General features: G+C 72.8%; 19 protein-coding genes. 10 read left to right on the top strand and 9 right to left on the bottom strand.

Annotated features, from left to right (window positions below):
• Window positions 1-43: 43 nt before the first annotated feature.
• Both OHU89_RS10365 and OHU89_RS10360 read right to left on the bottom strand, forming a co-directional pair.
• Window positions 44-811, bottom strand: coding sequence for a glycerophosphodiester phosphodiesterase (locus OHU89_RS10365; protein WP_405641884.1), 768 nt, complete (start codon window positions 809-811; stop codon window positions 44-46).
• Window positions 808-1,461, bottom strand: a complete 654-nt coding sequence (locus OHU89_RS10360; protein ID WP_405641882.1) for a YitT family protein — start codon at window positions 1,459-1,461, stop codon at window positions 808-810. Before OHU89_RS10360 ends, OHU89_RS10365 begins: the two co-directional genes overlap by 4 nt.
• A gap of 99 nt (window positions 1,462-1,560) precedes the next feature.
• Here OHU89_RS10360 and OHU89_RS10355 point away from each other — a divergent pair, with 99 nt between their 5' ends.
• The gene (locus OHU89_RS10355; RefSeq protein WP_405641881.1) at window positions 1,561-3,060 is read left to right on the top strand and encodes a PLP-dependent aminotransferase family protein; all 1,500 of its coding nucleotides are present in this window, start codon (window positions 1,561-1,563) and stop codon (window positions 3,058-3,060) included.
• A 108-nt stretch (window positions 3,061-3,168) separates the two neighbouring features.
• On the opposite strand, the gene OHU89_RS10350 is transcribed toward OHU89_RS10355, so the two are convergent.
• Entirely contained in the window at window positions 3,169-4,725 is a 1,557-nt protein-coding gene (locus tag OHU89_RS10350; RefSeq protein WP_405641879.1) for an ABC transporter ATP-binding protein, read from the bottom strand.
• Between the two features lie 40 nt (window positions 4,726-4,765).
• Window positions 4,766-4,960 (bottom strand): hypothetical protein, encoded by a 195-nt coding sequence (locus OHU89_RS10345; protein WP_046262076.1) that lies wholly within the window; start codon window positions 4,958-4,960, stop codon window positions 4,766-4,768.
• Between the two features lie 262 nt (window positions 4,961-5,222).
• Here OHU89_RS10345 and OHU89_RS10340 point away from each other — a divergent pair, with 262 nt between their 5' ends.
• From OHU89_RS10340 to OHU89_RS10320, 5 genes are all read left to right on the top strand, one after another.
• Window positions 5,223-5,615, top strand: a complete 393-nt coding sequence (locus OHU89_RS10340) for an ankyrin repeat domain-containing protein (protein WP_405641877.1) — start codon at window positions 5,223-5,225, stop codon at window positions 5,613-5,615.
• 300 nt (window positions 5,616-5,915) lie between these two features.
• Window positions 5,916-7,334, top strand: coding sequence for a HEAT repeat domain-containing protein (locus tag OHU89_RS10335; RefSeq protein WP_405641875.1), 1,419 nt, complete (start codon window positions 5,916-5,918; stop codon window positions 7,332-7,334).
• Between the two features lie 158 nt (window positions 7,335-7,492).
• The gene (locus OHU89_RS10330; RefSeq protein WP_405641873.1) at window positions 7,493-8,626 is read left to right on the top strand and encodes a glycosyltransferase family 4 protein; all 1,134 of its coding nucleotides are present in this window, start codon (window positions 7,493-7,495) and stop codon (window positions 8,624-8,626) included.
• Window positions 8,623-9,795: a glycosyltransferase gene (locus OHU89_RS10325; RefSeq protein WP_405641872.1), complete on the top strand. Its 1,173-nt coding sequence runs from the start codon at window positions 8,623-8,625 to the stop codon at window positions 9,793-9,795. The genes OHU89_RS10330 and OHU89_RS10325 overlap by 4 nt, the downstream gene beginning before the upstream one ends.
• The gene (locus OHU89_RS10320) at window positions 9,792-10,625 is read left to right on the top strand and encodes an SGNH/GDSL hydrolase family protein (RefSeq protein ID WP_405641870.1); all 834 of its coding nucleotides are present in this window, start codon (window positions 9,792-9,794) and stop codon (window positions 10,623-10,625) included. Before OHU89_RS10325 ends, OHU89_RS10320 begins: the two co-directional genes overlap by 4 nt.
• Before the next feature lie 90 nt (window positions 10,626-10,715).
• Here the strand turns inward: OHU89_RS10320 and OHU89_RS10315 are convergent, their stop codons facing one another.
• The 5 genes from OHU89_RS10315 to OHU89_RS10295 are packed head-to-tail and all read right to left on the bottom strand — an operon-like array spanning window position 10,716 to window position 15,100.
• Window positions 10,716-11,585, bottom strand: a complete 870-nt coding sequence (locus OHU89_RS10315; protein WP_405641868.1) for a biotin-dependent carboxyltransferase family protein — start codon at window positions 11,583-11,585, stop codon at window positions 10,716-10,718.
• Window positions 11,582-12,199: an allophanate hydrolase subunit 1 gene (locus OHU89_RS10310; RefSeq protein WP_405641866.1), complete on the bottom strand. Its 618-nt coding sequence runs from the start codon at window positions 12,197-12,199 to the stop codon at window positions 11,582-11,584. Before OHU89_RS10310 ends, OHU89_RS10315 begins: the two co-directional genes overlap by 4 nt.
• The gene (locus OHU89_RS10305) at window positions 12,196-12,954 is read right to left on the bottom strand and encodes a LamB/YcsF family protein (protein WP_405641864.1); all 759 of its coding nucleotides are present in this window, start codon (window positions 12,952-12,954) and stop codon (window positions 12,196-12,198) included. Before OHU89_RS10305 ends, OHU89_RS10310 begins: the two co-directional genes overlap by 4 nt.
• Window positions 12,955-12,986: 32 nt before the next feature.
• Window positions 12,987-13,808: a putative hydro-lyase gene (locus OHU89_RS10300; protein ID WP_405641862.1), complete on the bottom strand. Its 822-nt coding sequence runs from the start codon at window positions 13,806-13,808 to the stop codon at window positions 12,987-12,989.
• The gene (locus OHU89_RS10295) at window positions 13,805-15,100 is read right to left on the bottom strand and encodes an MFS transporter (RefSeq protein WP_266895183.1); all 1,296 of its coding nucleotides are present in this window, start codon (window positions 15,098-15,100) and stop codon (window positions 13,805-13,807) included. The genes OHU89_RS10300 and OHU89_RS10295 overlap by 4 nt, the downstream gene beginning before the upstream one ends.
• 130 nt (window positions 15,101-15,230) lie before the next feature.
• Here OHU89_RS10295 and OHU89_RS10290 point away from each other — a divergent pair, with 130 nt between their 5' ends.
• The 4 genes from OHU89_RS10290 (at window position 15,231) to OHU89_RS10275 (ending at window position 23,130) form a co-directional block, all read left to right on the top strand.
• Window positions 15,231-15,926, top strand: a complete 696-nt coding sequence (locus tag OHU89_RS10290) for a GntR family transcriptional regulator (protein ID WP_405641860.1) — start codon at window positions 15,231-15,233, stop codon at window positions 15,924-15,926.
• 77 nt (window positions 15,927-16,003) lie between these two features.
• Window positions 16,004-17,530, top strand: coding sequence for a hypothetical protein (locus OHU89_RS10285; protein WP_266895187.1), 1,527 nt, complete (start codon window positions 16,004-16,006; stop codon window positions 17,528-17,530).
• Between the two features lie 31 nt (window positions 17,531-17,561).
• Window positions 17,562-18,437, top strand: a complete 876-nt coding sequence (locus OHU89_RS10280) for a hypothetical protein (RefSeq protein ID WP_405641858.1) — start codon at window positions 17,562-17,564, stop codon at window positions 18,435-18,437.
• A 37-nt stretch (window positions 18,438-18,474) separates the two neighbouring features.
• Window positions 18,475-23,130 carry a hypothetical protein gene (locus OHU89_RS10275; protein ID WP_405641856.1) on the top strand — a complete coding sequence of 1,552 codons (4,656 nt, stop codon included), beginning with the start codon at window positions 18,475-18,477 and terminating at the stop codon, window positions 23,128-23,130.
• Window position 23,131: the final 1 nt, after the last annotated feature.

Genomic DNA, 23,131 nt, shown 5'->3' with positions numbered 1-23,131 from the left:
GTGGTCCCGCGCCCAGTCCGCGGTTCCAGGGGAGCGAGGGCTGTCAGACCCAGACGCCCCGGTCCTCCATGACCTTGCGCAACGTGTCGATGTGATCGGTCATGATGCCATCCACTCCCAGGTCCAGGAGCCGGTGCATGGCATCGGGATCATTGATGGTCCACACGTGCACCTGCAGCCCGCGCGCGTGGGCGGTCCGCACGAAGCGGTGGTCGACGACCTGGATGCCGTTCTGGGCCTCGGGCACCTGGGCGGCGACCGCGGAGCCGCGCAGCACGGCCGGCACACCCCAGGAGCGCAGCCGCAGATTGAGGACGCCCCGGGTGCCGTACGAGGTCGCCAGACGCGGGCCGGCCAGGCGCTGGGCGCGAAGGACCCGGGCCTCGGAGAAGGAGCCGACGCAGATCCGGTCCCAGGTGCCGGTGCGCTCGATCAGCTCCAGGAGAGGGTGGAGCGCCGGCTCGTCCTTGATGTCGACGTTCCAGCGGGCCTCGGGGAACGTCTCCAGGAGCTCCTCGAAGAGCGGCACCGGCTCCTTGCCCGCCACGCGCGCGTGCCGCACGTCCGCCCAGGGCAGGTCCGTGATCCGGCCCGCCCCGTCGGTCATCCGGTCCAGGGTGCTGTCGTGGAAGGCGACGAGCTTCCCGTCCGCCGTGGCGTGGACGTCGGTCTCCAGGTACCGATAGCCGGTCTCGACCGCCCGCTGAAACTGGAGCAGGGTGTTCTCCAGACCGTCCGCCGCCCCGCCCCGATGGGCGAAGGGGATCGGGCCGGGGTGGTCGAGGTAGGGGTGGCGTATCCGGGTGCTCACCGACGCAGTATCGCGCGCCGGGGTTGCCCGGTGGCAACGATCGTGCTGCTGTCCGATGCCGAAGGGACGTCGAACAGCCGGAGGAAGAGCTGGGCGAGCGGGCCGATGGACACCGCGTAGAGCACCGTGCCGATGCCGATGGTGCCGCCGAGGGCGAAGCCGGTGGCCACGACCGCGATCTCGACGGCCGTCCGCATCAGTCGGATCGAGCGGCCGGTGCGCTGATGCAGGCCGGTCATCAGACCGTCCCGGGGTCCCGGCCCGAAACGGGCGGAGATGTAGAGACCGGTGGCCACTCCGTTGAGGAGGATGCCCGCCAGCAGAAGGGGGATCCGCACGGTCAAAGTGTGGGCATCGGGGATCGCTGCGAGCGTTCCGTCCATGGCGATGCCGACCACGAAGACGTTGGAGACCGTGCCGAGGCCCGGGCGCTGGCGCAACGGGATCCACAACAGGAGTACCGCCGCGCCCACGAAGATCGACACGACGCCGATCGTGAGGCCCGTCAGCTCGGCGAGGCCCTGGTGCAGCACGTTCCAGGGCTCCAGTCCCAGGCCCGCCTCGACGAGCAGTGCGGAACTCGTTCCGTAGAGGGCGAGACCGACGTACAGCTGGATCAGCCGACGCCCGAGCCGGCTCTGTGCGGACAAGTGGTGCCCCCTGTGGTCGTGGTGGCCTGGTGCATGACACCCTGTGGCTTGGGTGGAAGCATCATCCATGGCCAATTCGGGGAAGGTGGACTGATTTTCATGGCGCAGTGGACCTCGGCGGTGGGAGCGGCGCAGCTCGCCCGGCTGCTCAACTCTCAGCAGGACCGTCCCGCGGGCCCCGGCACGCGCCGCCCGCCCGCCTACCGGGCGCTCGCCGACGGTATCCGGCTGCTGGTGCTCGAGGGCCGTGTCCCGGTGGCCGCGCGGCTGCCCGCCGAACGCGAGTTGGCCCTGTCCCTGTCCGTCAGTCGTACGACGGTGGCGGCGGCGTACGAGGCGTTGCGCGCCGAGGGCTTCCTGGAGTCGCGGCGCGGAGCCGGCAGCTGGACCGCCGTTCCGGCCGGCAACCCGCTGCCGGCGCGTGGCTTGGAGCCGCTTCCGCCCGAGGCGCTCGGCTCGATGATCGACCTGGGCTGCGCGGCGCTTCCCGCGCCCGAGCCGTGGCTGACCCGTGCCGTCCAGGGCGCGCTCGAGGAGCTGCCGCCGTACGCCCACACCCATGGCGACTACCCGGCGGGGCTGCCCGCGCTGCGCTCGATGATCGCCGACCGGTACACCGCGCGCGGGATCCCGACGATGCCCGAGCAGATCATGGTGACGACCGGGGCGATGGGCGCCATCGACGCGATCTGCCATCTCTTCGGTGGCCGCGGCGAGCGCATCGCCGTCGAGTCGCCGTCATACGCCAACATCCTCCAGCTGATGCGTGAGGCCGGCGCGCGGCTCGTGCCCGTCGCGATGGCCGAGGGGCTGGCCGGCTGGGACATGGACCGCTGGCGGCAAGTGCTGCGGGACGCGGCGCCGCGGCTCGCGTACATCGTCGCCGACTTCCACAACCCGACCGGCGCCCTCGCCGACGACGACCAGCGGCGCCAACTGGTGGACGCGGCCCGGTCGGCGGGGACGGTACTGGTCGCCGACGAGACGATGAGTGAACTGTGGCTGGACGAGGGGGTCGAGATGCCGCGGCCCGTGTGTGGGTTCGATCCCGCCGGGTCCACGGTGATCACGGTCGGCTCGGCCAGCAAGGCCTTCTGGGCGGGCATGCGCATCGGATGGGTGCGCGCGGCTCCGGACATCATCCGCAGCCTGGTCGCGGCACGCGCGTACGCCGATCTCGGGACGCCCGTGGTCGAGCAGCTGGCCGTGAACTGGCTGTTCAGCACGGGGGGCTGGGCGCAGGCCGTGGACATTCGGCGTGGACAGGCACGGGAGAACCGGGACGCCCTGGTCGCGGCGGTGCGCCGGGAACTGCCGACGTGGGAGTTCGAGGTGCCCAGGGGTGGGCTGACGTTGTGGGTGCGCGCCGGAGGTCTGTCCGGGTCCCGCATTGCCGAGGCCGGCGAGCGGGTGGGGGTTCGGGTGCCGTCCGGGCCCCGGTTCGGGGTGGACGGCGCCTTTGAGGGGTATGTGCGGCTACCGTTCACCGTGGGGGGAGCGGTGGCGGAGGAGGCGGCGGCGAGGCTGGCTGCCGCGGCTCGGATTGTGGAGAGCGGGGGGACCGGAGGCGGCGAAGTGCCGCGCACATTTGTGGCATGACGGCGCCTGGATCCGCCTAGGGGCGCGGGGCTGTATCGATTTGCGGCTACCGCCGCGGGGGCGCGATCAGCCCCCATGCACCCGCAGTCGCACGACTACCGCAACCACCTACGGCGCGTCGGCGACCACCGCTTCCACGGGGACCGAATCCGCCGGCGTCGTCCGCGGCGGCAGCAACGCCAGCACCGCCTGCCGGGCCGCGTCGCTCGTCGCCTCGTCGTGCGGGTCGGGCGTCGCCGGTACCTGAAGGCGATGGACGGGCCCCGTGCCCAGGCGGGCGTAACCACGGCCGGGCGGGACGTCGGCGGCCGGAGTCGTGCGCGGGGGAGCGCCCAGGACCGCGGCCAGCTGCTCCGGCGTCGCCGGGCCCAGGACGACACGCGCGCGTGTGTGCTGGCGTACCGCGTCGCTCAGCGCGTCCGCGCTGTCGAACTGGTCGGCCACGACCACCGTGACACCCGCCGCCCGGCCGTGCCGCAGGGGGACCTGGAGGAGGGACTGCGGGTCGCGATGGCCGTCGCCGGCGGCCAGGTGTGTGAACGCGCTCGGGCGGTCCAGGAGGATCCACAGCGGACGCTTCGTGTCGTCCGGTGGCTGGTGGCCCGCCTGGCGCGCCTGGTTCATGGCGATCAGGCGCCGCTCCGTCTCGGTGGCGGCCCACTCCAGGCTCGCCAGCGCCCCGGTCAGCCCGCACTCGACCGCCAGGACGCCGTCCCGGCCGGTGAGACAGGCGTACTCACCGGTGCCGCCGCCCTCGACGATCACCACGTCGCCGTGGAGGAGCGCCTGGAGCGCGATGGAGCGCAGCAGGGTCGAGGTACCGCTGCCCGGCTGGCCCATGACCAGCAGGTGCGGCTCGGTGGAGCGGACGCCGGTGCGCCAGACGACCGGGGGTACGTCGCGCTGCTCCTCGCCGTAGGTGAGCGGGAGCGTGCGCTGGACCTCGGTGGGATCGGTGAAGCCGAGGACCGTCTCGCCGGGGGACGTGACGAAACGCTGGGCGGCGATGTCGGTCGGCAGCGGCGGCAGGACGGTGACGGAGAGCTGGTTGCCCTCCTCGTCCCATGCGAAGCGGTACTCACGGCCGCGGCCCGACTTGGCGTGCAACAACTGCTCGATCCGCGCGCGGGAGTCGGCCTCGCCGTCCGTGAAGTACGCGGGGTAGCGGATCACGAGCTGTGTGATCCGCCCCGTCTCGTCGAACTCGTACACCGGGAACGCCTTGTCCCACTCGCCGCCGTGGGTGAAGAGGGGATCCGGGTCCTCGGCGGTCGAGAAGTACGGCACCAGAGCCTCGTACAGAGACCGCAGACGCTGTGTCTGCGACTCGTCGGGGCCCTCCGGGGCCGCTGGGGTGCGGTCCCGGCCCTGCCAGGCTGCCGCCGCCATCAGGGTGATGACGGCGAGCAGCGGCCCGTACGGCACGAGTGCCACGACCAGGACCACCGACGCCACCAGGAAAAGCAGCGGGCCGCGCTTGTCCTTGGGGGTGTCGGCCCACCTGCGCCGCCCGGCCGAAGCCAGCCGGCGCAGACCGCGAGTGATCGTGATCAGCGGGTGGAGGACGTCGGTGGCGCTGTCGGCCGCCGTCCGGGCCAGCTCCCGGCTCCGGGCGATCTGCGCGCTGCCTGTGCTCAGGATGCGGGGGAGGGGGCGCCGGACCACTGCTGTCTCCTGGAGGTGCGTACGGACGGGAGGAACGGCGTCAGAACTTGATGCCGCCGAGGAGGCTCGCGAGGCTCTCGCCGCCTGCCTTGATGCTGGGGGCGATGGCCGTGCTTGCCAGGTAGAAGCCGAACAGGGCGGCGACCAGGGCGTGCGACGCCTTGAGGCCGTCCTTGCGGAAGAAGATGAAGACGACGATGCCGAGCAGCACGACGCCCGAGATGGAGAAGATCATGTGAGTGCTCCTGGTTCAGGTGGGGACAGTCACCATGAGTACTTCCAGGCTCACAGCATGTATCCATACGATAAAAGGTGCAACTGGGTGAATTTCTATTGATTTCACTCGCTCGGCGGGGTCGGCTTCGGCCGGATGAGCAGGGGACTTGCGTCCGACCGGGTCAGTGGTGATCTTTACCTCCGGCACATCGGGTCATGTGCCGCGCGAGCCAGTACCCTGGCGATTCACCTGAACGGTTGTATGAGAGGCGGTCCGGCCGATGACTGAAGCCCCCGACCCCGAGGTCGTGGAGCTGGCGACCAAGATCTTCGATCTGGCCCGCCGGGGTCAGACCGAGGCGCTCGTGGCGTATGTCGACGCGGGTGTTCCGGCCAACCTCACCAACGACCGTGGCGACTCCCTCGTGATGCTCGCCGCCTATCACGGCCACGCCGACGCGGTCCGCGCGCTGCTCGACCGGGGTGCCGAGGCCGACCGGATCAACGACCGGGGCCAGACCCCGCTCGCCGGGGCCGTCTTCAAGGGTGAGACGGAAGTCATCAAGGCTCTCCTGGAGAGCGGTGCCGATCCGGCCGCGGGGACCCCGTCGGCGCTCGACACCGCTCGGATGTTCGCCAAGACGGAACTGCTCGACTTGTTCGGCGCACACTGATCCGTATGTTCTGACCAGTAAAAACACGGAAAACGGGGGAGGCGGTACAGGGCCGCCGAAATTTCGGTCGCGGCAGATGTAAGTGCCGAGTCATCATGACGTCGTGATTCACGGACGCGATGGCTGGGCAGGTGTTGCCGCACCGCGCGGGCCGTGATGCGGTCCGCATGGGCCACCGACGAGAGGCAGAGGAAGATGGTCTACAGCAAGCAGGAAACGGCGGGCGCCCCGACGTGTTGTCACGCGGCCAGGTAAAGCAAGATCCCGGTTGCGTCGACGCTTGATGTGAGGCTGTTTCCCATGTTCGAACCGGTCATAGCGCCCAGCGGTACGCTGCTCGGCCTCCTCCAGAGGGGCCGCGGCGACGGCACACTGCACGCGCTCACCGCACCGCGCGCCGAGGCGCTCGCGGCTCTGAACCACTGTGTGCTGCGGGACCCCCGCCACGACTGGCAGGTGGAGAACCGCTCCCTTTACTACGCCCGTCTCTACCTCGATCTGAGCGGCGAGCTGGACGAGATCGAGGCCCATCTCTTCGACGTCGAGGACCACTTCGACGACGACGAGTGCCGTACGGGGCTCGCCCTGGCGGTCCTCGGGCACCTCGCCTCCTACGGCAGGCGGGACGCGCTCGAACTGCTGCGCAGGTACGCCGCCTCGGGCTCCAACTGGGCCTGGGCCCTGGACGAGCTCGCACTCAGGGACGACGACGCCGGGCTGCGCGCCCTGGCCGCCCCCGTGCTGGCCCGCTTCGGCACCGACGCCGAGGGCGAGGCCGAGCTGGCCGCCACCGTGCGCGATGCCTTCGAACCACGGCCGTGGCGGCTGTGGGCCGAGGATCCGCGCGAATCCATCGCCACACGCGTGCGTGCCGCGCAGGAGACCGGCTGCTTCGACCGCTGGCAACGCCAGATGCGACCTACCGGGCCCCGTCCGGGGTGGAGCGTGCAGGCGGTCTTCGAGTGGGCCGAGCAGGGCGTCGAACGCGGCGTCGCGCGCCATGTGCCCGCCGCCCGCTGCCTCATGGCCGTCGCCGGACCCGAGGGCCGGGCCGAGATCGTCGCCGCCGCCAAGGACGGCACCGAGGGAGCCCGCTGCACCGCGCTGCGCTACCTCGCCGACGGCAATGATCCGGATGCCCTCGATCTGATCGAGGCGGCCGTGGTCACCGGCTCGGCGCCGGTCGTGGAGGCCGCCGTCGACGCCTTCGAACGTATGCGCAGTGTCGCCGCCGTCGACCGGGCCCGCGGCTGGGTCCACCGCCCCGATCCGCTGGGCGCCGCCGCCGGACGCATGCTCGCCTGCCGCGGTGGCATGCAGGACACGGACCTGGTGCTCGCGGCCCTGCGCGAGGCCGTACGAGGCGAAGGGCCGGACGCACCGACCCTGTGGACCCTCGTCGACGGCACCGGACGGCTCGGCATCGCCTGCGCCGCCCCCGTGCTCCGCCACATCTACCGGGAGACGGCCTCCTCCCATCTGCGCGGCCGGGCCGCCCGGGCCCTCGCCGCCACCGACCCCTCCTACCCCACCGGCTTCGCCGTCGAATGCCTCTGGGACTGCGAGGAGACCACCCGCGAGATCGCCGCCCGGCACGCCGAGACCGGTGACGCCAGGGTCGTCGAACAGCTTCGCCGCCTCGCCGCCGATCCGGCCGAGGAAGCAGAGGTCCAGACAGCCGTACGCAGCCGGATCGGACCGGACGCCACCATGATGTGAAGGCCTGCCCTCAGGGTGAACTCGGGGTGACCCGCGGGTCAGGCGCGCATGGACACGGCCTGACCTGCACGGGGGCGCGAGGGAACGCTCATGGGACGTTCCTCGTTCGGAAAGATCGACGTTGACGCGAGCACGTCCAGCACGGCGACAACACCCTTATGCGTGTCGTCATCGTGACCGAATCCTTTCCCCCCGACGTGAACGGCGTGGCCCACTGCGCGCTCCAGACCGCCCGGCACCTCGTAGATCGCGGTCACTCTCCGCTCGTCGTCGCACCGGCCACCGCGGCCGGCAGCGGGCCCGGCGCGGACACCCTCGCGCCCTGCCCCGTCATCCGTGTCCCCTCCCTCCCCCTCCCCGGCTACCCCCAGGTACGCGTCGCCCTCCCCAGCCGACGCGTCGCCGCGGCCCTCGCCGAGCACCGCGCCGACATCGTCCACCTGGCCAGTCCCTTCGTCCTCGGCGTCCGCGGCATGGCCGCCGCCGCCCGGCTCGGCATCCCCGCCGTGGCTGTCTACCAGACCGACCTCGCCGGATACGCCCGTACCTATGTGCACGCGGGCGAGGCGGCCGCCTGGCGCCGCATCCGCTCCGTCCACGCCGCCGCGAACCTCACCCTCGCCCCGTCCAGCGCCGCCCTGCACGATTTGGAGACCCACGGCGTCCCCCGGGTGAAGCTGTGGCCGCGTGGTGTGGACACCGTCCGCTTCCGCCCCGAGCACCGGGACGAGGCGCTGCGCCGCGAACTCGCCCCGAACGGTGAGCTGATCGTTGGCTACGTCGGGCGGCTCGCCCCCGAGAAGCAGGTCGAACTGCTCGCCGGTGTGTGTGGCCTGGAGGGCGTGCGGGTCGTGGTTGTGGGCGACGGGCCGAGTCAGCCCGGGTTGACGGAGGCGCTCCCGGGCGCGGTCTTCCTCGGCCGTCGGACCGGCGACGAACTCGCCCGGATCTTCGCCTCGTTCGACGTCTTCGCGCACACCGGCCCCTTCGAGACCTTCTGCCAGACCGTGCAGGAGGCCATGGCCAGCGGGGTGCCCGTGGTCGCGCCCGCCGCCGGCGGCCCGCTGGACCTGGTCGCCCACGGGCGCACCGGCCTGCTGGTCCCGCCGCGCGACGCGGCCGCCGTACGGGACGCCGTGTGGGCCCTGGCCGCCGACCCCGGGCTGCGGGCCGCGTACGGCACCGCCGCGCGCGCCATGGTCGAGGGGCGCACCTGGGCGGCTGTCGGCGATCAGTTGATCGGCCACTACGCGAGCGTGCTCGCCACGCGGCGGACGGCGGTGGCGGCATGAGTGTGTCGCGTATCGACGGTGGCGTGGGCGCTGCCCCGTTGCGGATCGTCCGCCTCGCCAACTTCGTGGCGCCCGCCTCGGGAGGCCTGCGCACCGCGCTGCGCGAGCTGGGCAAGGGATACCGGGCGGCCGGACACGAGTCCGTGCTCGTCGTGCCGGGCGAGCGGGTCAGTGACGTCGAGACCGAACAGGGACGCGTGATCACCCTGCCCGGCCCGCTGCTGCCCGGCACCGGCGGCTACCGCGTGCTCGCCGACAAGCGGCGGGTGGCCCGGCTGCTGGAGGAACTGGCCCCCGACCGCCTTGAGGTCTCCGACCGTACGACGCTCAGGTGGACCGGCAGGTGGGCGCGGCGGGCCCGGGTACCCGCCGTGATGGTCTCCCACGAGACCGCCGACGGTGTCCTGCGCACCTGGGGTGTCCCGGAGGGCGCGGCCAGGCGAGCAGCGGACGCCCTGAACGTCCGGACGGCACACATGTACGCGCGCGTGGTGTGCACCACCGAGTTCGCCGAGCGGGAGTTCGTGCGCATCGGGGCGCGCAATGTCGTACGGGCGCCGCTGGGTGTCGATCTGGTGGAGCGGCACCCCGCGCTGCGCGACCCGGGGGTGCGTTCCCGGTACGCGCGCGTGGACGAGACGCTGCTCGTGACGTGCACCCGGCTCTCCGTGGAGAAGCGGCCCGGCACGGCGCTGGACGCCCTGGAGGCGCTCGTACGGCGTGGGCGGCGGGCGGTGCTGGTGGTGGCCGGGGACGGTCCGCTGCGGGCGCGGCTCGAACAGCGTGCGCGCGGGCTGCCGGTCGTCTTCCTCGGGCATGTCTCCGACCGTGGGTTGCTCGGGGCACTCCAGGCCTCCGCCGACGTGTGCCTGGCGCCCGGACCGGCCGAGACCTTCGGGCTGGCCGCGCTGGAGGCGATGGCGTGCGGGACGCCGGTCGTGGCGAGTGCGTCATCGGCGCTGCCCGAGGTGATCGGTTCCGCGGGGGCCGTCGCGGCGGACCACGGGGGTGCCTTCGCGGACGCCGTGGAGATGCTGCTGGAGCGGCCCTCCGCCGCGCGCCGGGAAGCCGCACGCACGCGTGCGGAGTGCTTCGGATGGCGTACGGCGGTGGAGGCGTTCCTCGCCGCGCATGACGCGCCTGTCTCCGTGCCCGGGGGCGTCCGATGAGACCGGTCCGGTTGGTCGCTCTCGGTGACTCGCTGACCGAGGGCGTCGGCGATCCCGTCGGCGAGGGGTGGCGCGGCTGGGCCGCGCTGCTCGCCGGCGGGCTCGGCGAGTGCGTGGAATTCACCAACCTCGCGGTCAGCGGTTCGCAGACGCGGGACGTGCTGGAACGGCAGCTGCCCGCCGGGCTCGCGCTGCGTCCCGACGTCGTGTCCGTCGTCGTCGGCGTCAATGACACCCTTCGCTGCACCTTCGACATCCATGCCGTGGCCTCGCGGCTCGACGCCGTGTACGCCGCCTTCGCCTCACAGGGTGCGGTGGTGCTCACGGCGTGTCTGCCCGACCCCGGCGCGATGTTGGGGCTGCCGGGGGCGTTGGCGCGTCCGCTGGCTCGACGGCAACGGGCGGTCAACACCGTGGTGCACGCGCTGTCCGAGCGGTACGGGGCGGTGCATCTGCATGCTGCCGAGGGGGCGTGGCTCATGGATCGGGCGATGTGGAGCGCGGATCGGCTCCACCCGGGGGAGCGGGGGCATCGGCAACTGGCCGTGCGGTTCCATGCGTTGCTGGCGGAGGCGGGACTGGCGACGGGGGGCGCGCCCTCGCCCGAGCCGGAGTTTCCGGTGCCGACCAAGTCGGCGAGTCTGTGGTGGCTGGCCACGGCGGGTACGGGGTGGGTGGCTCGGCGGTGCACCGATCTGTTGCCGCAGTTGTTGAGGCTTGCGGCCGACGAGGTCGGGCACCGGGCTCGGGGGACGAGTGGGCGGCTTGATCTTCGGGCCGCGCATGCGGTGTCGATGGCGTTGTCCGCGTTGTCTGCGGACATTGCTTAGCGCGGCCGTCATCTGCGGGTTCGTTGTGGCTGGTCGCGCCCACGCGGCGGAGCCGCAAATTGATACAGCCCCGCGCCCCTTACGGGGCGCTCAGCGGCGGCGTACTTCCAGGAAGCGGACCGGCGTGCCCGGCACTGCCTGGGCCGCCGCCGCCAGGTCCTCGGTGCGGACGACCGCGATCACTGGGTAGCCCCCCGTCGTCGGGTGGTCCGCCAGGAACACCACCGGGCGGCCGTCCGGCGGGACCTGGACCGCGCCCAGGACCATGCCCTCGCTCGGGAGTTCGCCCGGGACGGCTCGTTCCAAAGGCGGCCCCTCCGTGCGCAGGCCGATGCGGTTGCTCGCGGAGGACACCCGGTACGTGCGGGACGTGAAGGTCTGTACGGCCTCCCGGGTGAACCAGTCGTCGCGCGGGCCCGGCGTCACTCGCAGGACCAGTTCCGCCGGAGGCGCCGGCTGCGGGGCGGCGTCCACGCGTGTGTGGAGGTGTGTCGGGGTGCCCAGGGGGAGGACCGCGCCGTCCGTGAGCGGGGGTGGGCCGAGGCCCGACAGGAGGTCCGTGGAGCGGCTGCCGAGGACCGGGTCGACGGTGATGCCGCCGGAGACGGCCACATAGGTGCGCAGACCGGCGACGGCCGTGCCGACGTTCAGGAGGGCGCCCGCGGGGACCGGTACCGGGGCGCCCCAGGGGACCGGGCGGCCGTCCACCGTCACCGGGCAGGGGGCGCCGCCGACGGCCACGAGGATCGCCGAACGGGGGCGTACGGCACAGCCGTTGAGCGTGGTCTCCAGGACGGCCGCGTCCCGGGCATTGCCGACCAGGCGGTTGACGAGGGCCGCGGCGGGGCCGTCCAGCGCCCCCGAGAGGGGCACGCCCAGGTGGGCGTGGCCCGGACGGCCCAGGTCCTGCACGGTGGTCAGCGCCCCGGACCGGACGACGGCGAGTGCGCGGTCGGTCATGCCGCGCCCACCGGCACGAACCTCACGCACGTGCCCGGCGACAGCAGTGCCGCCGGCACGCGCGCGTGGTCCCACAGAACCGTGTCCGTCGTGCCGATCAGCTGCCAGCCGCCCGGCGACGAGCGCGGGTACACGCCCGTGTACGGGCCCGCGAGCGCCACCGAACCGGGCGGGACGGCCGTGCGCGGGGTCGCTCTGCGCGGGACGTCGTACTCCGGCGGAAGGCCGGTGAGGTAGCCGAAGCCGGGGGCGAACCCGCAGAACGCGACGGTGAACTCGGTGGCCGCGTGGATGCGGGCCACCTCGTCCGGTGCGACGCCCCAGTGCGCGGCCACGTCGGTCAGGTCCGGACCGTCGTAGCGCACGGGGAGCTCGACGACGTCACGCGCGCGTGGGGGAGACGGCGGTACGGCGGAGGCGGTCAGCTCGGAGGCCAGCCGGGCCGGGTCGGCCAGGCCGTCCAGGAGGACGGTGCGGGCCGCGGGGACGATCTCGGCCACGGTCAGCGAGCCCTCCGCGCGGCGGCGCAGCAGCTCCGCGTGGAGCGACTGCGCCTCCTCGCCCGAGGAGACCTCGACGAGCAGCGCGCCGTCGCCGACGGGCAGCGCCCTCATGCGAAGGCCGCCACGAGGACGCCCGACGCCGTCAGCCGCTCCCGGACCCGGCGGGCCAGCTCCACGGCGCCCGGGGTGTCCCCGTGCAGGCACAGCGAGCGTGCCCGCACCTCGATGCGCGCGCCGGAGTGCGCGGTGACCGCGCCGTCCCGGGCCAGCCCCACCGACCGCTCCACGACGGTGTCCGGATCGGTGACGACCGCGCCCTCCTCGCCACGCGGCACGAGCGTGCCGACGTCGGTGTACGCGCGGTCCGCGAACGCCTCCGTGACCGTAGGCAGGCCCGCCTTCGCGGCCAGTTCCAGCAGACGCGAGCCCGGCAGACCGAGGACGGGCAGGGTCGCGTCCGCGAGGAGTACACCGTCGACGACCGCGCCGGCCTGCTCGTCGTCGTGCACGACCCGGTTGTAGAGCGCGCCGTGCGGCTTGACGTACGACACGCGCGTGCCCGCCGCGCGCGCGAAGACCTCCAGGGCACCGATCTGGTACGCCACCTCGGCCGCCAGTTCGGCGGGCGGCACGTCCATCGCGCGCCGCCCGAACCCGGCCAGGTCCCGATAGGAGACCTGGGCGCCGATCCGTACGCCGCGCTCGGCCGCCTGCTCGCACACCCGCCGCATGGTCGCCGCGTCCCCGGCGTGGAACCCGCAGGCCACGTTGGCGCTCGTGACGACGGACAGCAGCTGTTCGTCGTCGGTGAGCTGCCAGCGGCCGAAGCCCTCACCGAGGTCGGCGTTCAGATCGATCGAGGTCATGGAATTTCCGAGTCTCCTTCCGAGGCCACTTCTCAGGCCACTCGGTACTGCTGGTCGCGGGCGTCCGTGAGGAACATCTGGCCGGGCGCGTGGGTGATGGCGAACGGCGGGCGCGAGGCCATCACCGCGGCCTGCGGGGTCACGCCACAGGCCCAGAACACCGGGATGTCGTCCGGCTCGATGTCGACCGGGTCCCCGAAATCGGGGCGATCGAGGTCATCGATGCCGAGGGTCGACGGGTCGCCGCAGTGTACGGGGCCGCCGTGCACCGCCGGGAGCAGACTGCTCTCCCGGATCGCCGCCGACAGGTGCTCCGGCGGCACGGGACGCATCGACACCACCATCGGGCCGTGCAGCCGTCCCGCCGGCCGGCACTGCCAGCTGGTCTCGTACATCGGGACGTTGCGGCCCTGCTCCAGATGACGGATCGGGACGCCGGCCTCGGTCAAGGCCCACTCGAAGGTGAAGCTGCAGCCGATCAGGAACGACACCAGGTCGTCGCGCCAGTGCGCGCGCACGTCGGTCGGCTCGTCCACCAGCAGGCCGTCCTGCCACACCCGGTAGCGCGGCAGATCGGTGCGCAGGTCGGCGCCGTCGGCCAGGACGGTCGTGGGGGAACCGGCGTCCGTGACGTCGAGCACCGGACACGGCTTCGGATTGCGCTGGCAGAACAGCAGCATGTCGTACGCCCAGTCCGCGGGCACCGAGATCAGGTTGACCTGGGTGTGGCCCGCGGAGACCCCGGAGGTGGGGCCGGTCAGGCCCGCGCGGAAGCGCATCCGGGCGTTGCGCGGGCTCCACGCGTGCGCGTGCTCGTCGACGAGGGTCAGGGGGCGGTCTTCCGTGCGGTTCACTCCAGTTCCTTCCCGCGGGTCTCCGGCAGGCCGAAGAGCGCCAGTGCGGCGATGCCGTAGCCGATCGCGCCGAAGACCAGCGCGCCGCCCACACCCCAGCTGTCGGCCAGGAAGCCGACCGTGGTCGGGAAGACGGCGCCCACCGCGCGCCCGGCGTTGTACGTGAAGCCCTGTCCCGTGCCGCGCACCGCCGTCGGGTACAGCTCGGCCAGGAACGACCCGAAGCCGCTGAAGATCGCCGACATGCAGAACCCGAGCGGGAAACCGAGCACGAGGAGCAGGGTGTTGGAGCCCTCCGGGATGTTGCCGTACGCCAGGATGCAGACGGCCGACAGGAGCGCGAAGAGCCAGATGTTGCGGCGGCGGCCGAGACGGTCGGTGAGGTAGCCGCCGGTGAGATAGCCGAGGAAGGCGCCGGAGATCAGGAACGTGAGGTATCCGCCGGTGCCGACGACTGACAGGCCGCGATCGCTCTTCAGATACGTCGGAACCCAGGTGGCGAGGGTGTAGTAGCCGCCCTGGACACCGGTGGAGAGCAGGCCCGCGAAGATCGTCGTACGCAGCAGGCCGGGCTTGAAGATCGCCGTGAAGGAGGTCTGCCCGGCGCTCTTCTCGCGGACCGCGATGGCCTCGGGCGCGTCCTGCACCCGGCGTCGCATCCAGACGACGAGCAGCGCGGGCAGCGCGCCCGTCCAGAACATCACGCGCCAGGCCACGTCGTCGTCGAAGACCGAGAAGACCAGCGTGTACACGATCACGGCCAGGCCCCAGCCGACGGCCCACGAGCTCTGGATCGCGCCGAGCGTGCGGCCCCGGTGCTTCGCGCTCGCGTACTCGGCGACCAGGATCGCGCCGACCGCCCACTCGCCGCCGAAGCCGATCCCCTGCAGGGCACGGAAGACCAGCAGTGATTCGAAGTTCGGGGCGAAGCCGCAGGCCACGGTGAAGACCGCGTAGGTGATCACCGTGATCATCAGGGCCCGGACCCGGCCGACGCGGTCGGCCAGCACGCCCGCGAGGGCGCCGCCGAGCCCGGAGGCCAGCAGCGTGACGGTGGTGAAGAGGCCGGTCTGGCCGCTGTCCAGGCCGAAGTACGCGGCCAGCGCGACCATGCTCAGCGGGAGCGTGAAGTAGTCGTAGGAGTCGAGGGCGTAGCCGCCGAACGCGCCGGCGAAGGCGCGGCGGCCGCGCGGACCGAGGGCGCGGAACCAGCCCAACGCCCCGTCGTCGGCGGGGCGTTCGGTCGTCGTGGGCTCAGCGGTCATGGCCTGTGGTGGGGGAGTTGTGCTCATGTGCACCTCGCAGTGGGAGGACGGAGGGTGCGGGATTGAGCCGTGCGGTGAGCAGCAAGGTAGAGGATTGTTCAACGATCCTTCAATACCCGTGTTGTTTCGTTCTCGTGTCTGCGGTTGAATTCCGGGCATGGCAGAGCAGCTGACCGGCCTGGCCGACGACCGTGCCCTCCTGGGCCGCACCAGCACGGCGGAGCGGGTCTCGGACATCCTCAGAAGCCGTATCGCCGAGGGCTACTTCCCACCCGGCACCCGGCTGTCGGAGGACAGCATCGGAGGCGCGCTCGGGGTGTCCCGCAACACCCTGCGGGAGGCGTTCCGCCTGCTCACCCATGAACGTCTGCTCGTCCACGAGCTGAACCGGGGCGTCTTCGTCCGGGTCCTGACGGTGGAGGACGTCGAGGACATCTACCGCACCCGCCGCCTCGTCGAGTGCGCCGTCGTGCGCGGGCTGGGTGAGCCGCCGTACGCCAAGGAAGGGCTCGCCGAGGCCGTCGCCGCCGGGCAGCGGGCGGTGCGTGAAGGTGACTGGAAAGCGCTGGGCACCGCCAACATCCACTTCCACCGGGAACTGGTCGCGCTCGCGGGCAGTGAGCGCACCGACGAACTGATGCGCAGCGTCTTCGCCGAACTGCGGCTCGCCTTCCACGTGGTGGACGACCCGAAGGCGCTCCACGAGCCGTACCTGGCCCGCAACCGCCAGATCCTCGGGGCCCTGCAGGCCGGGGACCGCCAGGAGGCCGAGAAGCTGCTCGCCGTGTACCTGGACGACTCGCTGGAGCGGGTGGTCGAGGTGTACCGGCGACGGGTCGGCGAGGACGGCTAGCGTCCCGCTCGCTGTGACGCGGGGTCGCTTCTGTGACGTTTGGGCCGTTGTCAGACCGAGGGCCTAGTCTGTGCACCGTGACTTCGCCTGCAACGACGGACAGCGTTCCGCCCCAGCTCAGCGCGGGGCCGCGCCCGGCACCGGGCCCGGCCGCCGACGAGGGGCTGGCGCGGCGGCTGCGCGCGCTCGCCTGCACCGCGCCGCTGCACGACCTCGACGCGCGCAAGGCCAACCTGGCAGGCGAGTACTCGGTGTACGGCATGGCGGAGGTGGCCCTCTCGGCCATCGACCTGGTCACCCTGAACATGGACTTCGACACGGGCGCCGACCACGACCAGATAGTCGCCCGCCTCATCCCGCGCATCGCCGCCCAGGCCCCGCAGCGGCCCGTCGTCGAGCACGAGCGGGTGGCCCGTTGGGTCCTGGAGAACCTGATCAACGTCGGCAGCGTGGACCGTGGATTCCGGGCGGTCTACGGCACTTTCGCGACGGATGGCACCTATGTCCGGCGTGACTACGACTTCAAGCTGATCGAGGAGGTCCCCGGCCCCGGCGGCTCGGTATATCTCCGTACGACGGACGAGGCCGTCAACGTCCTGGTCGGCGCCCTCGACACCGACGTCACCAGCGCCCAGATCGCCGCCGAGGTCAAGCTGGAGGTGCTGATCAGCCGCGGCCGCCTGGCCGACGCCCAACTCGCCGCCGAGCAGGCCCGCTACCGGACCGTGCAGTACTCGGAGACGCTGCGCCGAGCCCTGGACGCCACCCGGCGCAACGTCCGCGCGGTGGACTGGCTCAACGCCGTGCCCGACATGATCACCGAGGCGCTCGACCACGTCGCCGACCGCTACCGCCACGAGAACGCGATTCTCACCAACATCCGCAAGGCCCGGGACGAGTCCGAGGACCCGGAGCAGAAGCGGCGGGCCGCCGAGCTGGTCGACATCGTCAAGGACTGCATCCGCCGCCACACGCAGCTGCAGTCCCGGCTGCTGGAGGCGGGACCGCTGTTCCGCGCCGAGCAGGACCGGCAGGCCTTCGCCACACCCATGACGACGTCGGGGATCGACCTCTACGGGCATCTGGTCGCGCCCGTGCTCCCGCTGCCCCTGGAGCAGGCGGTCCGGGTCACCGACGCGTTCTTCGCCCGCGGGACCGGACTGCGTACGCCGGTGTCCGTGCGGGTCGGTGACCTCGTCGACATACTGCTGACGCCGCCGGTGGAGCGTGAGCACCTCGGCGCGGAGATGCCCGAGCCGGACCTCATCGCCACGCCGGACGACAGCCGGTTCAGCGAGGAGCAGCTGGCCTCGGCGATGGAGCTGCTGGATCTGCCCGCCGACGCGCCGCGTCGGTTGTCGGGGCTACTCGCGGAGGCTCGGCGACAGGATCCCGAGCTGCCTTATCTGGTGGCCCTGTTGGCGGTTCACGCGGCCAGTCCGGCGGTGGGGACCGCGTATCGGCAGGGCGAGGAGAAGTTGTTGTTCGCCGTGGACGACGGGGCCGAACTGGACGATCCCGAGTTCGGCGGGGCCGACCTGATCGTGGGGACGGCCCTGCTGGACGCGGCGGGGATGGCCGCGGACAGGACAGAAGCAGCATGAGCCGAGTGACAGTGCAGCAAGGAGACCGACCGTGACCGAGCACGTCGAGTGGAGTGAGCCGGAAACCGGACCAGCGCCGGTCGCCGCCGCCATCACGCCCGCCGACGCCGCCGACGCCGCTCGGCTGGTCGCCTTCGGGCTGCAGCCCAAGCTGCAGCCCGCGCGGGACCAGGAGTACACCGAGCTGCTGCGGCGCTACCGCGAGGACCCGGCGTTCGCGCGGCTCGCCGACGCGGTGGCCGCCGGGCTCGGGCTGGTCGTGCTGGAGGTCTCCCCGCGCGCGGGGATGGCGGTGACCGCTGCCGAGGACTCCGTGTTCGCCGTGCGGATGGGCGACTACGCGCGACGCACGTCCGCCGACGGCTCGGACCGGTTCCTGCACGGGCTGGCCCATCTCGCCGTCGCCGCCATGGCGTTCCCGCGGCCCGAGGACCTCGCCGACGACGGATACATCGGGCGGGTGAGCGTCAACGGCGTCGACGCGTTCGTCCGGCAGACCTGCCGGCGCCTGGAGGAGCGAGCCGACGAGCTGGGCGAGAACACCGACCCCGCCACCGACGCGCCCGGGCTCGAGGCCGCCTGGCGGATCTGGGTGAGACGCAGCGCGACCGGTGCGACGAAGGACGCGCGCAGACTCGCGGGTTCCACGACCGGCATCGTCGGCAAGGCCGTCGCCTTCCTCACCGACTCCGGGTTCCTCCAGCGCACCGGCGACGACAACGGCGGCACGTACCGCACGACGGCCCGCTACCAGCTCCAGGTGCGGGACATGGCCGGCAGCGCCGCCATGGCCGAGCTGCTGGAACTGGGCGTCGTCCCGGTCACCGACGGCACGCCGACGCTGCTGCCCGCCGAGGACACCGCCGACGAGCTGGTGGCCGACGCCGGACTGCCGTTCCACTCCTGAACTCCCCCCGCCTGCCGAAGACTTACGAGAGTCCGCCATGTACGAGCTGTCCCGGGTCCGCCTCTACTCCATCGGCCCTGCCGGTGCGCGCTATGCCGACACCGTGCTTGACCTGCGCGGTGTCGGCGCGGAAGTGCCCGACCCCGCCCCCACCCAGGCGGAGTTCTTCGAAGACGAGCCCGTCGGGCCGCCGCGCCGCCCCGCGCCCGCCGGCGTGCTCTTCCTGGAGAACGGCGGCGGCAAGTCCGTACTGCTCAAGCTGATCTTCTCCGTCATGCTGCCGGGCCACCGCAACACCCTCGGCGGCGCCAGCTCCGGTGTGCTGCGCAAGTTCCTGCTCGCCGACGACTGCGGGCACGTCGCGCTGGAGTGGCAGCACACGCTGACCGGCGAGTGTGTCGTCGTCGGCAAGGTGAGCGAGTGGCGGGGGCGGCAGGTCTCCAACGACCCGCGGAAGTTCGCCGAGGCCTGGTACTCCTTCCGGCCCGGGCCCGGACTGTCCCTGGACAACCTGCCCGTCGCCGAGTCCACCGCCGTACGGCCGGCCGTCGAGGGCGTCTCCGGAGCACTGGGCCGACGCCGCACCATGAAGGGCTTCCGGGACGCCATCACCGAGGCGGGCAAGGCGTATCCGCACCTGGAGGTGCACTGGGAGGAGATCCACGACCGCTGGATCGAGCACCTCGGCGACCTCGGCCTCGACCCCGAACTCTTCCGCTACCAGCGGGAGATGAACGCCGACGAGGGTGAGGCCGCCGGCCTCTTCGCGGTCAAGAAGGACTCCGACTTCACCGACCTGCTGCTGCGGGCCGTGACCGACACCCGGGACACCGACGGGCTCGCCGACCTCGTCAGCGGCTTCGGCAACAAGCTGGGCCGCCGGGCCGAGCTGATCGCCGAACGGGACTTCACCGCCGGGTCGGTGGACCTCCTCGGGCGGATCGTCGAGGCCGCCGAGGCACGCTCACGCGCGCGTGACATCCACACCGGTGCCGAACGCCGTACGCGGACACTGGCCCGCAGACTCTCCGCTCGCGGCGGCCGGGAGCGGGTGCGCGCCGCCGACCTCGCGCAGCGGGTCACGGCCGCCGCGTACGCGGTCACGCATGCCGAGGGCTCGCGGGAGCGCAGTGCGCTGATCGCGGCCGAACTCGCCTTCCGGCACGCCTCGTTGGCGCTGGCCGCCACCGAGAAGTCCGCCGCCGCGCAGAAGCGTGAACTCGCCGATGCCCGCACCCTGCACTCGGCCTGGCAGGCCGCCGAGGCCGTACTGCGGCATCGTGCCGCCGCCGACCGCGTCGCGCGCGTGTCCGCCGCGATCCAGGAGGCCGAGCGGGACGCGGCCCCCGCGCTGGCCGCCCGGGCCAGGGCCGCCGTCGATCTCGTACGGGCCCTGCACGCGGCCGCGGAGAGCGCCGAGACCCTCGCCAACGAGGGAGAGGAGCGGTCCGCCGCCCTTCAGGAGGTCGGCGAGGCCGCGCACCGGGACGCCACCGTCGCCGCCACCGAGGCGCAGCGCGCCCGCAGCGAGGTCGGGCACCTGCGGCAGCGGCTGACCGAGGTCGAGCAGGAGACCACCGAGGCCGTACGGGCCGGCTGGCTCGACGACAGTGCGCCCGACGCCGACCCGGCGCGCGCCGCCCTCGCGGCCAGCGACGCCGAGAAGACGGCCGTCGCCGCCTGGGACACCGCGCGCGAGGCCTCGCACCGTGCCGGCGAGCACGCGCGCGAAGCGGGCTCCGCGGAGTCCCGCGCCGAGCTGACGGCAGCACGGGCCGCGGACGCGGCCACGGCAGCCGAGCGGTCCTACGAGGCCGAGAAGCGGCTCGCCGAGGCGCTGGCGGCGGAGCCTCGACTCGCGGAGCTGCTCAGCCTGACCGGGGCCTCCGATGCCGGGCACGGGGGAGTGCCGATGCCCCGGGCGGGCGCCGACGGTGCGCAGAAGGACGGTCCGGCCGGGCGCGACGGGGCTGGGGAAACCCTCACCCCCGAGGAACTCGACCGGTTCGCCGACGAGTTGCGCGAGCTGCTCGACGACGCCGTCTCCGCCGCCGAGCGCCACCTCTTCGAGCTGCGCACCGCCGCCGCCGACGACTCCCGGATCCTCGGCGCCCTCGGTGACGGCGGACTGCTGCCGCCGGGCCCGGACGTGCTGGCCACCGTGGAGTTCCTCGGGGAGCACGGCATCCCGGCGCTCCCCGGCTGGCGCTATCTCGCCCAGGCTGTCGACCCCGCCGACCACGCACGCGTGCTGGCCGCCCGGCCCGAGCTGGTCGACGGCGTGATCATCACCGACCCGGACACGCACGCACGGGCCCGCGAGACGCTCAGCGAGGCGGCACTGCTCCCGCGGTCCGCAGTCGCCGTCGGTACGGCCGCCGCCCTGCTCGCCCCGACTCCGGCGCCCGGCACCGGGAGCGAGGCCGTCTTCCTCGTACCGCCGAACCCGGCCATGCACGACGAGCACGCCGCCGACGAGGAGCGACAGACACTGCGGGCCCGGGCGACCGAGCGCGACGAGGAGATCCGCTCGCTCGCGGCGCGGCTTGCCAAGGACCGGGAACTGGCCGCACGGCTGGCCTCCTGGCGTACCGGCTGTCCGGCCGGGCGCCTGGTCGAACTGGCGCAGACCGCACACGACACGCGCGCGTTCGCCGAGGAGTCGGAGGCCGAGCTGGCCGAGGCGCGGACCGTACGGGCCGAGGCCGACGAGACCGCGGCCGAGTGCCTGCAGGTGCGCGACGAGCGCCAGGAGGCCGCCCAGAAGGCCCGGCGTGCCGCCGACGCCCTCGCCGGGCTCGCCTTCCGGCTGCGTGAGCGGGCCGGCTGGCAGGTCAAGCTGCGCGAACTCGCTGACGAGGCCACCGAGTCGGAGGCCCGCGCCCAGACCTGCCTGGAGCGCGCCCGGGCCGCCGACGAGGACCGGCGTGCCGCTCAGCGGGCCGCCGACGACGCCCGGCGCACCGCGCGTGCGCTGCGCGCCGAGCGCTCGGAGATCGCGGGCGCCCCCGACGACGTGCCGGAGAGCGACGCCGACGATCCGAAGACCTCGCTGCCCGCCCTGAGAGAGGCCTATCGGGCCGCCTCACAGCTGTACGAGAAGGTCGGCGTCGGCGCCGACCTGCGGGCCGAGCAGGCAAGGGCGGAGAGCGAGTCCAGCGCGGCCCTGGCCGACCTGGACCGGCTGAGCAACAAGGTCCGCACCCGCGCCGAGCAGCTCCTGCAGTCGCCCGACGGTTCCGACGGGCCGTCCCGGCAGGCCGCCGCCGCCCGCGCCGAGGAGCTGGTGCAGCTTCTCGAGACGCGGATGTCCACCGCGAGCGAGCAGCTCGGACGGTTGCGCGGTGAGGCCGAGCGGCACGCGCCCGAGGACGGTGAGACGCACACCGAGCTGTCCGAGGAGCTGGAGCCCCGCAACGCCGAGCACGCACAGGCACTGCTGCGCACGGCGACCGCCGAACTCGCCTCCCGCACCGAGGCGTTGACGCAGGCCAGGGAGGCGCACGCCGAGCTCCTGGACGCCCACCGTGCCGCCGAGGACGCGGCCGGCGGCTTCGACGAGATCGCCGCGATGCTGCGCGACCTGCTGCGCGAGCACACCCCCGACGAGGACCAGGAGGAGCCGGAGGCGTACCCGGGCAGCCCGGAGGAGGCCCGGCAGTCCGCCGCCGAGGCCCGCCGGTCGCTGCGCGGCTGCGCCGCCGACCTGTCCGCCGCCGAGGCCGCCGTACGCGAGGCGAGCGACATCCTCGTCCGGCACGCCAACTCCACGCGCTACGAGCAGGTCCGCACCCCCGCGCGCCAGCAGATCCGCGAACTGCCCGCGTCCGCGCTGCCCGAGCACGCCCAGAAGTGGGCGGACGCCTTCGCGCCCCGACTGCGGGTCCTCACGGACGAGTTGGCGCAGCTGGAGCGGAACCGGGACTCGATCGTCGACCGGTTGCGCGGGCTCGTCGAGTCGGCGCTCGCGACCCTGCGATCCGCCCAGCGGCTGTCCCGGCTGCCCGAGGGGCTCGGCGAGTGGTCCGGGCAGGAGTTCCTGCGGATCCGCTTCGAGGAGCCCGACCAGGCGACGCTGACCGAGCGACTGGGCGAGGTCATCGACGAGGCCACGCGCGCGGCGGTGAAGAAGAACTCCGATCTGCGGCGCGACGGAATGTCCCTGCTGCTGCGGGGAGTCGGGGCCGCACTGCAGCCCAAGGGGATCGCCGTCGAGATCCTCAAGCCGGATGCCGTGCTGAGGGCCGAGCGCGTGCCGGTCGGGCAGATGGGCGACGTGTTCTCCGGTGGCCAGCTGCTCACGGCGGCCATCGCGCTGTACTGCACCATGGCCGCGCTGCGGTCGAACGACCGGGGCCGCGACAAGCACCGGCACGCGGGCACGCTCTTCCTGGACAACCCGATCGGTCGTGCCAACGCGACCTATCTGCTGGAGCTCCAGCGGGCGGTCTCGGATGCGCTGGGTGTCCAACTCCTGTACACCACGGGCCTGTTCGACACCACGGCACTCGCCGAGTTCCCGCTGGTCATCAGGTTGCGCAATGACGCCGACCTCAGGGCGGGCCTGAAGTACATCAGCGTGGAGGAGCACCTCCGCCCGGGACTGCCGCAGCAGACTCGGTCGGAGGAAGCGGGCCACAGCGAGATCACGGCGACACGGATGTTCAAGCGGCCGACGCCGACGACGTCCTGAG

This window comes from Streptomyces sp. NBC_00019 (assembly GCF_045041015.1).
In the GTDB taxonomy this organism is placed as follows: domain Bacteria; phylum Actinomycetota; class Actinomycetes; order Streptomycetales; family Streptomycetaceae; genus Streptomyces.
Note: the sequence above shows the minus strand (reverse complement) of the source record. Positions and strands in the feature narration are given on the sequence as shown.

Excerpts from the sequence above, each read along its gene's own strand:
- OHU89_RS10355 (WP_405641881.1), top strand. The coding sequence starts at position 1,561 with ATGGCGCAGTGGACCTCGGCGGTGGGAGCGGCGCAGCTCGCCCGGCTG.
- OHU89_RS10345 (WP_046262076.1), bottom strand. The coding sequence starts at position 4,960 with ATGATCTTCTCCATCTCGGGCGTCGTGCTGCTCGGCATCGTCGTCTTC.
- OHU89_RS10340 (WP_405641877.1), top strand. The coding sequence starts at position 5,223 with ATGACTGAAGCCCCCGACCCCGAGGTCGTGGAGCTGGCGACCAAGATC.
- OHU89_RS10335 (WP_405641875.1), top strand. The coding sequence starts at position 5,916 with ATGTTCGAACCGGTCATAGCGCCCAGCGGTACGCTGCTCGGCCTCCTC.
- OHU89_RS10330 (WP_405641873.1), top strand. The coding sequence starts at position 7,493 with ATGCGTGTCGTCATCGTGACCGAATCCTTTCCCCCCGACGTGAACGGC.
- OHU89_RS10325 (WP_405641872.1), top strand. The coding sequence starts at position 8,623 with ATGAGTGTGTCGCGTATCGACGGTGGCGTGGGCGCTGCCCCGTTGCGG.
- OHU89_RS10320 (WP_405641870.1), top strand. The coding sequence starts at position 9,792 with ATGAGACCGGTCCGGTTGGTCGCTCTCGGTGACTCGCTGACCGAGGGC.
- OHU89_RS10315 (WP_405641868.1), bottom strand. The coding sequence starts at position 11,585 with ATGACCGACCGCGCACTCGCCGTCGTCCGGTCCGGGGCGCTGACCACC.
- OHU89_RS10310 (WP_405641866.1), bottom strand. The coding sequence starts at position 12,199 with ATGAGGGCGCTGCCCGTCGGCGACGGCGCGCTGCTCGTCGAGGTCTCC.
- OHU89_RS10305 (WP_405641864.1), bottom strand. The coding sequence starts at position 12,954 with ATGACCTCGATCGATCTGAACGCCGACCTCGGTGAGGGCTTCGGCCGC.
- OHU89_RS10295 (WP_266895183.1), bottom strand. The coding sequence starts at position 15,100 with ATGAGCACAACTCCCCCACCACAGGCCATGACCGCTGAGCCCACGACG.
- OHU89_RS10290 (WP_405641860.1), top strand. The coding sequence starts at position 15,231 with ATGGCAGAGCAGCTGACCGGCCTGGCCGACGACCGTGCCCTCCTGGGC.
- OHU89_RS10275 (WP_405641856.1), top strand. The coding sequence starts at position 18,475 with ATGTACGAGCTGTCCCGGGTCCGCCTCTACTCCATCGGCCCTGCCGGT.